This is a genomic window from Micromonospora sp. NPDC005171 (assembly GCF_040608575.1).
Taxonomy (GTDB): Bacteria; Actinomycetota; Actinomycetes; order Mycobacteriales; family Micromonosporaceae; genus Micromonospora.
In genome coordinates, this window is sequence record NZ_JBEXIM010000006.1 from 47747 (window position 1) to 61370 (window position 13624).

General features: G+C 68.8%; 9 protein-coding genes. All 9 read left to right on the forward strand.

All coding sequences use genetic code 11. The features are described 5' to 3' along the window. Nucleotides 1-685: 685 nt before the first annotated feature. The 9 genes from araB (at nt 686) to ABZU74_RS11785 (ending at nt 13342) form a co-directional block, all read left to right on the forward strand. Complete coding sequence (araB, locus tag ABZU74_RS11745; protein ID WP_355421550.1) at nt 686-2368, forward strand: ribulokinase; 1683 nt, start codon at nt 686-688, stop codon at nt 2366-2368. Then, nucleotides 2365-3057, forward strand: coding sequence for an L-ribulose-5-phosphate 4-epimerase (locus ABZU74_RS11750; protein WP_196921969.1), 693 nt, complete (start codon nt 2365-2367; stop codon nt 3055-3057). The genes araB and ABZU74_RS11750 overlap by 4 nt, the downstream gene beginning before the upstream one ends. A gap of 129 nt (nt 3058-3186) precedes the next feature. Next, nucleotides 3187-4188: an ABC transporter substrate-binding protein gene (locus ABZU74_RS11755; RefSeq protein WP_355421553.1), complete on the forward strand. Its 1002-nt coding sequence runs from the start codon at nt 3187-3189 to the stop codon at nt 4186-4188. 187 nt (nt 4189-4375) lie between these two features. Further along, nucleotides 4376-5917 carry a sugar ABC transporter ATP-binding protein gene (locus tag ABZU74_RS11760; RefSeq protein ID WP_355421555.1) on the forward strand — a complete coding sequence of 514 codons (1542 nt, stop codon included), beginning with the start codon at nt 4376-4378 and terminating at the stop codon, nt 5915-5917. Continuing rightward, nucleotides 5914-6984 (forward strand): ABC transporter permease, encoded by a 1071-nt coding sequence (locus tag ABZU74_RS11765; protein WP_355421558.1) that lies wholly within the window; start codon nt 5914-5916, stop codon nt 6982-6984. Before ABZU74_RS11760 ends, ABZU74_RS11765 begins: the two co-directional genes overlap by 4 nt. Beyond that, a complete protein-coding gene (gene yjfF, locus ABZU74_RS11770) occupies nt 6981-7970 on the forward strand; it encodes a galactofuranose ABC transporter, permease protein YjfF (protein ID WP_355421561.1) in 990 nt (329 codons plus the stop codon). The genes ABZU74_RS11765 and yjfF overlap by 4 nt, the downstream gene beginning before the upstream one ends. A 26-nt stretch (nt 7971-7996) precedes the next feature. Next, the gene (gene araA / locus ABZU74_RS11775; RefSeq protein ID WP_355421564.1) at nt 7997-9499 is read left to right on the forward strand and encodes an L-arabinose isomerase; all 1503 of its coding nucleotides are present in this window, start codon (nt 7997-7999) and stop codon (nt 9497-9499) included. Between the two features lie 338 nt (nt 9500-9837). Next, entirely contained in the window at nt 9838-11943 is a 2106-nt protein-coding gene (locus ABZU74_RS11780; protein WP_355421567.1) for a family 43 glycosylhydrolase, read from the forward strand. Between the two features lie 412 nt (nt 11944-12355). Continuing rightward, on the forward strand, nt 12356-13342 hold the full coding sequence (locus ABZU74_RS11785) for a LacI family DNA-binding transcriptional regulator (RefSeq protein ID WP_355421570.1): 987 nt from the start codon (nt 12356-12358) through the stop codon (nt 13340-13342). Nucleotides 13343-13624: the final 282 nt, after the last annotated feature.

Consider the following 13624-nt stretch of genomic DNA (forward strand, 5'->3'; position numbering starts at 1 on the left):
AGGACTTTGGGGCCGGCGGCGCCAGCGCGCGATCGAGCGGCGGGCCGGCGACGCGGGCGTGATCGGGCGGCGGACCGCCGACGTTTAGTGCGTGATCAACTCGGATTTCGTGAAATCAGCCGATCACGCCGCTGCGGACCCCGCGACTTCAAGGAACACGAGTGGACCTTGCCTTCGGCGGCGTTCGACGCGGCGTTCGACGCGGGCCGACCGCGCGACCCGTGCACACCAAGACGTTGAATGTTATCGATAACACCGGCGCGCCGTCCGGCCGCGCGCTGGGCGGGCCGCCCTCCGGAGCGCTCCGCCATGAGCCCGCATGGTCATCGATGGCTGTCGCGCGGATCCGAGCACGCGACCGCGGCGCCCCGGAGATGTTATCGCTGCCATTATCGCCGGGGGAGAAGTGGTCGCTATCGGACGGCGCCGCCGGGGTGTGCGACGCACTGGACCTGTCGCGCCGCCTGTCGACGGGTCTCCGGACGGCACTCGTTCCGGACGCCAGCCTGATTCGTCAGACGGCTGCCGCAGTTGAGGCCGGAACCTCACGGTTTGCACCAGTCCGCTATCTACCCTCCCGAGTCGGTCCGCCTTCCGCGTTCCGTTACGGAGCTGTTGCGGGTAGATGTCTTGACGAGCCTGGATGTGAGCGTTAACACTATCCCCGTTAACGGTGGAGGTGAACATGAACCGTGTGGACGGAGCTGACGACCGCTATGTCGTCGGTGTCGATTACGGCACCCTGTCCGGGCGAGCTCTGGTGGTCCGTGTCGGCGATGGTGCCGAGTTGGGGACCGCGGTGCACGAGTATGGCGATGGCGTGATCAGCACGGCGCTGCCGGGAGGTCGATCGCTGCCCCCGGACTGGGCCCTGCAGAACCCGCAGGACTACCGCGACGTGCTGCGGTACGCCGTCCCGGCGGCGGTGTCCGCCGCGGGGGTGGACCCGGCGGCGGTGGTCGGCATCGGCATCGACTTCACCGCCTGCACCGTGCTGCCGACGCTCGCCGACGGCACCCCGCTGTGCGAGACGCCCGAGCTGCGCGACCGACCGCACGCCTGGGTCAAGCTGTGGAAGCACCACGCCGCGCAGCCGCATGCCGACCGGATCAACGCGCTGGCCCACGAGCGGGCCGAACCGTGGATCGGCCGGTACGGCGGCAAGATCTCCGCCGAGTGGCAGTACGCCAAGGGCCTGCAGATCCTGGAGGAGGACCCGGAGGTCTACGACCGGGCCGAGCGCTTCATCGAGGCGGCCGACTGGATCGTCTGGCAGCTCTGCGGCACCGAGACCCGCAACGTCTGCACGGCCGGATACAAGGGCATCCTGCAGGACGGTCACTATCCATCCGAGGGCTTCCTGACCGCGCTCAACCCCAACTTCGGCGACTTCGTGGCCAAGCTGGACGGCCCGTTGCTGCCCCTCGGTGCCAGGGCCGGCGCGCTCACCGCCCAGGCCGCCGCCTGGACCGGCCTGCCGGAGGGGATCGCGGTGGCCGTCGGCAACGTCGACGCGCACGTCACAGCGGCGTCCGCGCAGGCGGTGGAGCCCGGTCGACTGGTCGCCATCATGGGCACCTCGACCTGCCACGTCGTCAACGGCGCGGAGGTCGCCGAGGTGGCCGGCATGTGCGGTGTCGTGGACGGCGGCATCAGCCCCGGCGCGTGGGGTTACGAGGCCGGCCAGAGCGGCGTCGGCGACATCTTCGGCTGGTTCGTCGAGCACGCCGCGTCGGCCGGCATCGACTCGCACGAACGCCTCACCGAGCTGGCCGCTAGTCAGCCGGTCGGCGGGCACGGCCTGATCGCCCTGGACTGGTGGAACGGCAACCGTTCCCTGCTGGTCAACCACGACCTCAGCGGGCTGATCGTCGGCATGACCCTGGCCACCCGGCCACAGGACATCTACCGGGCCCTGCTGGAGTCCACCGCGTACGGCACCCGGATGATCATCGAGGCGTTCGTCGACGCCGGAGTTCCGGTGAACGACCTGGTGATCGCCGGTGGTCTGACCAACAACGCGCTGCTGATGCAGATCTACGCCGACGTGACCAGGCGACCGCTGAACATCATCGCCTCGGCGCAGGGTCCGGCGCTCGGCTCGGCGATCCACGCCGCCGTCGCCGCCGGTGAGTTCCCCTCGATCCACGAGGCGTCGCAGGCGATGGGTCGGGTGCACGAGGCCGTCTACCGTCCGGACCCCGAGCGGGCCCGCGCGTACGACGCCCTCTACGCCGAGTACCGGGCGCTGCACGATCACTTCGGTCGTGGCGGCAACGACGTCATGCTCCGCCTGCGGGCGATCCGCAACGCGGCGGTCGAGACCGCCGCGACCACGCACGAGGCCCCGTTGGAGGTGGTGGCGTGAACGCCGAGGTGACCCGACAGATCGGCGAGCTGCGCGAGACCGTCGCCCGCCTGCACGCCGAGCTGACCCGCTACAACCTGGTCGCCTGGACGTCCGGCAACGTCTCCGCCCGGGTCCCCGGCCAGGACCTGATGGTGATCAAGCCGAGTGGGGTGAGCTACGACGACCTCACCGCGGCCACGATGGTGGTGTGCGACCTCGACGGCGTGCTCGTGGAGGGCGACTTCGCCCCGTCCAGCGACACCGCCGCCCACGCCTACGTCTACCGGGCCATGCCCGAGGTCGGCGGGGTCGTGCACACGCACAGCTCGTACGCGACCGCCTGGGCCGCGTGTGGGGAGTCGATCCCCTGCCACCTCACCGCGCAGGCCGACGAGTTCGGTGGGGAGATCCCGATCGGACCGTTCGCGCTGATCGGCGGTGACGACATCGGCAAGGGCATCGTCGCCACGCTCTCCGGGCACCGCTCGCCCGCGGTGCTGATGCGCAACCACGGCGTGTTCACCATCGGCCGCGACGCCCGCGCGGCGGTCAAGGCGGCGGTCATGTGCGAGGACGTGGCGCGTACCGCGCATCTGGCCCACACCCTCGGGCAGCCGGTCCCGATGGCGCAGGCCGACATCGACTCGCTCTACGACCGCTACCAGAACGTCTACGGCCAACAACCAGTCGCACCGGCGGGCTCCTGACCCTGCACCGATAACCCGGGACCCGTCGGTCTGCACCACGACGCACCAGCACGCACCACCCGCGTACGCCGCTCTTTCGCACCTCGGCGGTTGGCGCGGTTACCCACCACATCCAGCCAAGGAGATTCGATGGGAAAGATGCGAACGCAGTCCGCTCCGTGGCGCGCTGCCGCGGTCCTCGCCAGCGTGCTGCTGGTCGGCGGCGTGGCGGCCTGCGGCAATAGCGACACCGGCGGCGGGTCCAAGGACGACGGCAAGATCACGATGGGCTTCTCCCAGGTCGGTGCGGAGAGCGGGTGGCGTACCGCGAACACCACCTCGATCAAGGAATCCGCGGCCGCCGCGGGGATCGAGCTGAAGTTCGACGACGCTCAGCAGAAGCAGGAAAACCAGATCAAGGCGATCCGCAACTACATCCAGCAGAAGGTCGACGTGATCGCCTTCTCGCCGGTGGTGGAGTCCGGTTGGGACACCGTCCTCAAGGAGGCCAAGGACGCCGGCATCCCGGTCATCCTGACCGACCGCTCGGTGGACTCGGCCGACAAGTCGCTGTACAAGACCTTCCTCGGCTCGGACTTCGTCAAGGAGGGCCGGCTCGCCGGTGAGTGGCTGGTCGAGCAGAAGAAGACCGCCTCCGGTCCGGTGAACATCGTCGAGCTGCAGGGCAACACCGGCGCGGCGCCGGCGAACGATCGCAAGAAGGGCTTCGGCGAGGCGATCGCCGCCAACCCGAACCTGAAGATCATCGCGTCCCAGCCGGGTGACTTCACCCGGGCCGGCGGCAAGCAGGTCATGGAGCAGTTCCTCAAGGCCAACAAGCAGATCGACGTGCTGTTCGCGCACAACGACGACATGGGCCTGGGTGCGCTTGAGGCGATCACCGCTGCCGGCAAGGTGCCCGGCAAGGACATCACCATCATCACTGTCGACGCGGTCAAGGACGGCATGCAGGCTCTCGCCGACGGGAAGTTCAACTTCATCGCGGAGTGCAGCCCGTTGCTCGGCCCGCAGCTGATGGACCTGGCCAAGAAGGTCCACGCGGGCGAGGAGGTGCCTGCTCGGATCGAGACGCAGGAGACCACCTTCACGACCGAGCAGGCCAAGGAAGCTCTGCCCAACCGTAAGTACTGATCGACGACGGGGTCGCCGCGCTCGCGTGGCGGCCCCGCCGCGTCGCTTCCCTACCCGAAACGGACCGGGCTTGGCCCGCGACGCCCCCCGTACCACGCCCGCCTGAGCGCCCCCCGGGGCGACCGGGCGGGCGTAGCGGGAGCGTAGCGGCCCTTCCGTGTCGACAACCCAGAAGAGGTCTGATGGGATGACGGATAGCCGTCCGGTCCTGACGATGACCGGGATCAGCAAGTCCTTCCCCGGGGTGCGCGCACTCCACGACGTCAACTTCCGGCTCTTCCCCGGCGAGGTGCACGCCCTGATGGGCGAGAACGGCGCCGGCAAGTCGACCCTCATCAAGGTGCTCACCGGCGTCTACCACACCGACGAGGGCGCGATCACCCTCGATGACGAGCCCGTGTCGTTCACCGGGCCGATGCAGGCGACCGCCGCCGGTGTGAGCACCGTTTTCCAGGAAGTCAATCTCTGCACCAACCTCTCGGTGGCGGAGAACATCTTCATCGGCCGCGAGCCTCGGCTCCTCGGCGCCGTCCGCTGGGGCGAGGTTCGTCGCCGCGCCCGAGCCCTGCTGGCCCGCCTCGACCTCGACCTCGACGTCAGCGCGCCACTCGGCTCATACTCGCTGGCGATCCAGCAGATGGTCGCCATCGCCCGCGCGATCGACATCAAGGCCCGGGTGCTGATCCTGGACGAGCCCACGTCCAGCCTCGATGCCGGCGAGGTGGCGCAGCTGTTCCGCATCATGCGGCAGCTGCGCGACGAGGGCATCGCGATCCTGTTCGTGACGCACTTCCTCGACCAGGTCTACGAGATCGCCGACCGGATCACCGTGCTGCGCAACGGCGGGCTCGTCGGTGAGTACCTCACCACCGAACTACCGCAGCTCTCCCTTGTGGAGAAAATGATCGGCAAGGAGCTCGACGTCCTGGAGGGCATCGAGGAGCACTCCCGGCGGGACCTGGCCGCGCTGGAGGAGGGCACCCCACTGGTGGCGGTGTCGAACTTCGGTCGGGCGGGCGCCGTCGAGCCGTTCAGCCTCACCATCCACGCCGGCGAGGTGGTGGGCCTGGCCGGTCTGCTGGGCTCGGGGCGTACCGAGGTCGCGCGGTTGTTGTTCGGGGCCGACCGGACCGACGGCGGTCAGGTCGCGGTCGACGGCGCGGCGAGCAGCCTGCGCACCCCCGCGCAGGCCATCGACCACGGCGTGGGCTTCTGTTCGGAGAACCGCCGCGCCGAGGGCATCGTCGCCGACCTGTCGGTCCGCGAGAACATGATCCTGGCCATGCAGGCGGCCCGCGGCTGGCTGCGGCCCATTCCGCGTCGCCGCCAGGACGAGCTGGTCGACAAGTACGTCAAGGCGCTCAACATCCGGCCCGCCGACCCGGAGGTACCGGTCCGCAACCTCTCCGGCGGCAACCAGCAGAAGGTGCTGCTGGCCCGGTGGTTGATCACCGAGCCCCGACTGCTGATCCTGGACGAGCCGACCCGGGGCATCGACATCGGCGCGAAGACCGAGATCCAGAAGCTGGTGACACAGCTGTCCGACGGGGGGATGGCGGTGCTGTTCATCTCCGCCGAGCTGGAGGAGGTGCTGCGCCTCAGTCACAAGGTGGCAGTGATGCGGGACCGGCAGATGGTCGCGCAGCTCGCCAACGACGAGAGCCTGGACGCCGACCGCATCATGCAGACCATCGCCAGCGGATCCCACCGGGAGGAGGCAGACCGATGAACGACACCATGAGCCGCTTCCGGACGATGACCGGTCACCGGCTGTTCTGGCCCGCCGCCGTGCTGTTCGTCATGCTCGCCGCGAACACGATCTACCGGCCCGGGTTCCTGTCCATCGAGCTCAAGGACGGGCACCTGTACGGCACGCCGATCGACATCCTGCGACTGAGCGCGCCGCTGATCCTCGTTGCGCTGGGCATGACCCTGGTCATCTCGACCGGCGGCATCGACCTGTCGGTCGGCTCGCTCTGCGCGATCAGCGGCGCGATCGCCTGCATGTACATCAGCAAGCAGCCCGACCAGAACAGCTTCGGCGTGGTGGTGACGGCCCTCGCGATGGCGATGGGCGTCTCGCTCGTGCTCGGCGCCTGGAACGGGGTGCTGGTGGCCGTGATCGGGATCCAACCGATCATCGCCACCCTGATCCTGATGGTCGCCGGCCGGGGTCTCGCCCAGCTGATCACCGAGGGCCAGATCATCACCATCAACTCGGAGCCGTACCGGGCGATCGGCCTGGGCCACGCGTTGACCCTGCCGCTGGCCATCTTCATCGCCCTCGCCGCGGCCCTGCTGGTCGCGGCGTTCACCCGTCGCACCGCACTCGGCATGATCATCGAGTCGGTGGGTGGCAACGCCGTGGCCAGCCGGCTCGCCGGCATCCGGTCCGGCCGGGTCATCTTCCTCGCGTACGTGATCAGCGCCGCCTGCGCCGCGGTCGCTGGCTTCATGATGACGGCAAACGTCTCCAGCGCCGACGGCAACGCCGCCGGCCTCTGGGTCGAGCTGGACGCGATCCTCGCGGTCGTCATCGGCGGTACGTCCCTCGCGGGCGGCCGGTTCTTCCTCAGTGGCACGATCATCGGCGCGCTGATCATCCAGACCCTGACCACCACGGTGTACGCCATGGACATCTCACCGCAGACCTCGCTGCTGTTCAAAGCGGTGGTCGTCATCGCCGTCTGCCTCATCCAGGCACCGGCCTTCCGGGCCCGGTTCAGCCGACGTGGGCGTAACGCCCCGCCGCCCGCCACCATCGCCGACAAGCCGAAGGAGCAGGTGCCGGCATGACCACTGGAACGCTCACCGCCGGTCGTACCCGGTTTCGGCTGCCGAGGAAGCAGATACCGGTCCTGGCCACGCTCGCCCTGCTGCTGGTGATGTACGGCATCGGCGTCTCGCAGTACACGGCGTTCTCCAACGTCCAGGTCATCTTCAACGTCTTCATCGACAACAGCTTCCTGCTCGTCGTCGCGGTGGGCATGACCTTCGTGATCCTCACCGGTGGCATCGACCTGTCGGTCGGGTCGGTGGTCGCCATGACGGCGATGGTGTCGGCCGCCCTGCTGCAGGACGGCATGCCGGCGGCGCTGGTGCTGGTCATCGCCCTGCTGATCGGCCCGACGCTCGGCCTGTTGATGGGCTGTGTCATCCACTTCTTCGAGATCCAGCCGTTCATCGTCACGCTCGCCGGGATGTTCTTCGCCCGGGGCATGTGCACCTTCATCTCCGGCGCGTCGATCCCGATCACCGACGGGTTCTGGACCTCGATGTCGCAGGAGCGGATCGGGGACCCCCGGGGCAACTTCGTGTCGATCAGCGTGCTGATCGCCTTCGTGGTGGTCGCCATCGCCGCGTACACGCTGGCCTACACCCGGCTGGGACGCAACGTGTACGCCATCGGCGGCAACCCGCAGTCGGCGCTGCTGATGGGCCTGCCGGTCGGGCGGACCCGGATCGCCGTCTACACGATCAGTGGCCTGTGCTCGGCCATCGGTGGGATCCTGCTGTCCTTCTACACCCTCTCCGGCGCGCCGCTGATCGCCGTGGGGATGGAGCTGGACGTCATCGCCGCCGTCGTCATCGGTGGCACGGTGCTCACCGGCGGCGCGGGTTACGTCTTCGGCACGGTGCTCGGCGTGCTGGTCCTCGGCGTGATCCAGACCCTCATCACCTTCGATGGGAGCCTCAACTCCTGGTGGACCAAGATCGTGATTGGCGGCCTGCTCTTCGCGTTCATCCTCCTGCAGCGCCTCATCGGAATCCGTTACAAGTGACCGCCCCTCTCGCGGAAGGCAACTCCATGGCACCACACACCGAACCCGAGATCTGGTTCCTCACCGGCAGCCAAGGCATGTACGGCGAGGAGACGCTCCGCCAGGTGGCCGAGCAGTCCCGCCAGATCGCGGCCGCGCTCGACGACTCGCCGCAGATTCCCGCCCGCGTGGTCTGGAAGCCCGTCCTGACCAACAGCGGTGAGATCCTGCAGGTCTGTCGGGACGCCGCCGCTCAGGGTGCCGTCGGGGTCATCGCCTGGATGCACACGTTCTCACCGGCCAAGATGTGGATCTCCGGTCTGGACGCGTTGCAGACACCGCTGCTGCACCTGCACACCCAGGCCAACGTTCTGCTGCCGTGGAACGACATCGACATGGACTTCATGAACCTGAACCAGGCCGCGCACGGCGACCGCGAGTTCGGGTACATCCAGACGCGTCTCGGCGTGGCCCGCAAGACGGTGGCCGGGCACGTCAGCGACCCGCGGGTGACCAATCGGGTCGGGGCGTGGGCCCGCGCCGCGCTGGGCTGGTCGGCGATGCGGTCGCTGCGCCTGGCCCGCTTCGGTGACAACATGCGCGACGTCGCGGTGACCGAGGGCGACAAGGTCGAGGCCGAGCTGCGGTTCGGGGTCTCGGTCAACACCTACGGCGTCAACGACCTGGTCGAGGTGGTCGGCGAGGTCACCGACGCGCAGGTGGACGACCTGGTCAAGGAGTACGAGGACACCTACCGCATCGTCGGCGAGCTGCTGCCCGGCGGCGAGCAGCACGACTCGCTGCGGTACGCGGCGCGCCTGGAGCTGGGCATGCGCGCCTTCCTGGACGCGGGCGGGTTCCGGGCCTTCACGACGAACTTCGAGGACCTCGGGGGGCTGCGTCAGCTGCCGGGCATCGCCGTGCAGCGGTTGATGGCGGACGGCTACGGCTTCGGCGGTGAGGGCGACTGGAAGACGTCGGTCCTGGTCCGCACCCTCAAGGCGATGTCGGTGGGCGTGAGCGGCGGCACGTCGTTCATGGAGGACTACACCTACGACCTCACGCCGGGGAACGAGTTGGTGCTCGGCGCCCACATGCTGGAGGTCTGCCCGACCATCGCGTCCGACGTGCCCAACGTGGAGATCCACCCGCTGAGCATCGGTGGCCGGGAGGACCCGGTCCGGCTGGTGTTCGACGCCGCACCCGGTCCGGCCGTGGTGCTCGGGCTGGCCGACATGGGGGAGCGCTTCCGGCTGGTGGCCAACGAGATCGACGTGGTGGCCCCGCCGCAACCGCTGCGCCGGTTGCCGGTCGCCCGTGCCGTCTGGCGTCCGCGTCCCGACCTGCCGGTCTCGGCTGAGGCGTGGATCACCGCGGGCGCCCCGCACCACACCGTGCTGTCGCAGGCGGTGGGCGTGGAGGAGCTGCACGACCTGGCGGAGATGAGCCGCACCGAGCTGGTCGTCATCGACGCCGCCACGGAGCCCCGCCGCTTCGCCGACGAGCTGCGCTGGAACCAGGCCTACCACCGGCTGGCTCGCGGCTTCTGATTCGCGCGGCCCGACCGCGCTCACGACGGGTGGTCCATCCTTGCCTGCGGGCTGGGTGGACCACCCGTTCGCGTGGTCCTGGTGGCGGTGCGAGGCGGCCGTGTTACGGCTTGACTAACAGCATGTTATCGCTCACAGTCTATAGCCAAGATGGTCGATGTCTTTGACTGTCCGGCCACGCGCGCGTTCCACCTCTCCCGGTTGCGGCAGCTCGTCTCCGCGACTGTCGGGCTGGCGGTGTTAGCGATCACATGGCCGGACGTCGGTCAGCTCGGCGCCCCGCCCGGTGCCGCGGACGCCGACCCAGATCGCTCAGTTCGCGTCAGCAGAGGAGGATCATGCTTTCCATCGGTCGGGTTCCCCGGGGTGCGCCACGTCGGCGCGGGTGGCTGTCGAGACTTGCTGTCGCCGCGATGACACTGGTGGTCGGTGGCGCGGCCGCGGCCGTCGCCTCGGCGCCCGCGTCAGCGGCGACTGTCGACACGAGCGCCTGGTACGTGTTGGTGAACCGCAACAGCGGCAAGGCGCTGGACGTGTACAACCTGGCGACGAACGACGGCGCGCGGATCACGCAGTGGACCCGTAACAACGGCAACCAGCAGCAGTGGCAGTTCGTCGACTCCGGTGGTGGCTACTACCGGGTCAAGTCGCGACTCTCCGGCAAGGTGCTCGACGTCTCGGGCTTATCGACCGCCAACGGCGCCAGCATCGTGCAGTGGAGCGACAACAACGGCACCAACCAGCAGTTCCGGTTGGCCGACTCCGACGGCGGCTACGTCCGGCTGATCAACCGGAACAGCAACAAGGTGATGGAGGTGCAGGGCGCCTCGACCGCCGACGGCGGCAACATCGTGCAGTACGACGACTGGAACGGCACCAACCAGCAGTGGCAGTTCGTCCGCGTCGACGGCGGGGGAAACCCCACCACGCCGCCCCCGTCGAACGGTACGTACTCGAACCCGGTGGTCTGGCAGGATTTCGCCGACGTCGACATCATCCGGGTGGACAACGCCTACTACATGTCGGCGTCCACCATGCACTACTCGCCGGGCGCGCCGGTCCTGCGCTCGTACGACCTGGTGAACTGGGAGTTCGCCGGTCACTCAGTGCCCCGCCTCGACTTCGGATCGAAGTACGACATGAGCGGCGGTAACGCCTACGTCGACGGGATCTGGGCGTCGACCCTGAACTACCGGCCGAGCAACCGGACGTACTACTGGGCCGGGTGCATCGACTTCGCGCAGACCCACATCTACACCGCGTCCGCCGTCGACGGCGCCTGGAGCAAGCACACCACCATCCCCAACTGCTACTACGACGCGGGGATGCTGATCGACGACAACGACACCATGTACGTGGCGTACGGCAACGGCACCATCAGCGTGGCGCAGCTGTCCGCGGACGGGAAGTCGCAGGTGCGCGCTCAGCAGGTGTACCAGACGCCGTCGAGCATCGGGACGCTGGAGGGCGCCCGCTTCTACAAGCGCAACGGCGCCTACTACATCTGGCTCACCCGCCCGGCCAACGGCCAGTACGTGCTGAAGTCGACAAACGGCCCGTTCGGACCGTACGAGCAGCGTCAGGTGCTGCTCAACCTGCCCGGTCCGATCTCCGGTGGCGGTGTGCCGCACCAGGGTGGGCTGGTGCAGACCCAGAACGGCGACTGGTACTACATGTCCTTCGTCGACGCGTACCCCGGTGGGCGGATGCCGGCCATGGCCCCGATCACCTGGACCGCTGACGGCTGGCCGGTGCTGCAGACTGTCAACGGCACCTGGGGCAGCTCGTACCCGAAGCCGAACCTGCCCGCGCCGCCCCGGGCGGTCAAGCCGCTCACCGGCACCGACACGTTCGCCGGCACCACGCTCGGCCCGCAGTGGGAGTGGAACCACAACCCGGACAACAGCAAGTGGTCGGTCAACAACGGGCTCAACCTGCAGACCGCCACCGTCACCGGCGACCTGTACAAGGCCCGCAACACGTTGACCCACCGCATCCAGGGCCCCACCTCGACCGCGACCATCGAGTTGGACTACTCCACCATGCGCGACGGTGATCGCACCGGCCTGGCGGTGCTGCGCAACTCGTCGGCCTGGATCGGAGTCCGACGGGACAACGGGTCCACCCGGCTGGTCATGCAGAACGGCCTGGCGATGGACGACAGCTGGAACACCACCAGCACCGGCAGCGAGGTGGCGAGCACCGCCATCTCCGGTGGCCGGATCTGGTTGCGCGCCAACGCCGACATCAGACCCGGCTCCGGCCGGCAGGCCCGCTTCTCGTACAGCACCGACGGGGTCAACTTCACCTCGTTCGGCAACGCCCTGACGCTGGCGAACAACTGGCAGTTCTTCATGGGCTACCGATTCGCCATCTTCAACCACGCGACGCAGGCGCTCGGTGGCGCGGTCACCGTCCGGCGATTCGACCTGACCACCCCGTGACGCCAGTCACACGACGATCGCTCTGACCGGTGGCGCTGGCAACGCAGGCCTGGCGGCATGTGCAGCCCGCGCCACCGCGTCAGGTCCTCGCCGGCCTGCTTGACGCTCTGTCCAGGAGCGTGGGCAGGCCGGCGCACCACATCAAGACAGTGCCCCGTACCTGTTGGCTGGGACTGCGGACGGGCAACGCGTTGTACGGCTTCGGCGCGTCGCGCAGTCCCCGCACCCGCCGTGCCGTGTTCGGGGCCGTTGCTGGCGTAGACTGTCGGCGATCCAGCGCTGGTCACCTGGGATTCAGCACCGGCGTGGTGACTGAGCGAGGGGGATCGGGCCGGGCCGCTCCAGTCGACGTCGACGGGCCGCGGGCCGGAGATGTAGCGGGGGGAGTGAAATGGCCGTCCACGGTCCCGCGATGACGGACGTTGCTCGTCTCGCCGGTGTCTCCCATCAGACGGTGTCGCGGGTGCTCAACGGGCATCCCAACGTCCGTGAGCAGACCCGGCTTCGGGTACGCGCGGCGATCGCCGAACTCGGCTACCGCCCCAACGGCGCGGCACGCGCCCTGGTGACCGGTCGATCACAGGTCATCGGTGTGGTCGCGCAGAACACGACGCTCTACGGTCCGGCGTCGCTGCTGGCCGCCTTGGAGCAGACCGCAGCCGAAGAGGGTTTCGCGGTCAGCGTCGGCAGCGTGCGAAACCTGGACCACCGTTCCATCTCGGCGGCCGTCGAGCGGCACCTGTCGCACCGGGTGGCCGGCATCGTGGTCATCGCCCCGGTCGAGTCGGCCGGTGAGGCGCTGGAGCGCCTGCCCAAGGATGTCCCGCTGGTCACGGTCGACGGTGATCCGAGCCGGCCGGTGCCGCTGGTGACTGTCGACCAGGTGGCGGGTGCGCGGGCGGCGACGCAACATCTGCTCGACGCCGGGCACCGCACCGTCTGGCACGTCTCCGGGCCGACCGACTGGTTCGACAGCGTCGGTCGGATCGACGGCTGGCGGCAGGCGTTGCTGGCCGCCGGGTTGGATCCGCCGCCGCCGATGCCGGGGGACTGGTCCGCGGCGTCGGGTTACCGGTGCGGGCAGATGTTGGCGCGGATGCCGGAGGTGACCGCCGTCTTCACCGCCAACGACCATCTCGCGCTGGGCGTGCTGCGGGCGCTGCACGAGTTCGGTCGACGGGTGCCGCACGAGATCAGCGTGGTCGGCTTCGACGACGTGCCGGAGGCGGCGTACTTCATTCCGCCGCTGACCACAGTCCGACCGGACTTCGACGCGGTGGCGCGGGCGAGCCTGCAGATGCTGCTGTCCCAGATCGAGTCGGGCACCGGTGGGGCGCTGCGGCAGACCGTCGCCCCGGCTCTGGTCGCCCGCGAGAGCGTCGCTCCGCCTCGTCACTGACGGCAGGACGCGGGACAACCAGCGGTCGCCCCCGCGCGGGCGCGCGGAGGCGGTCCCGCAGTCGCTCGGCGCCGAGTGGCGAGCGCCCGTGCGGGCGTGCGCCGACGTGCGCCAATTCCTAGCGCCTCGCTGATAAGACGCGACTCGATGGGTTGCAGAGTGTGACCAATCGATGTCGGGCGATGCAGCGCCGTGCAGGTATTGAACCTCGTGAAATGTGGCCGTAACATGATGGGCGTCTCTGTTAACGCTAACAAAAATTGGCGTCCACTATCGGCGCAC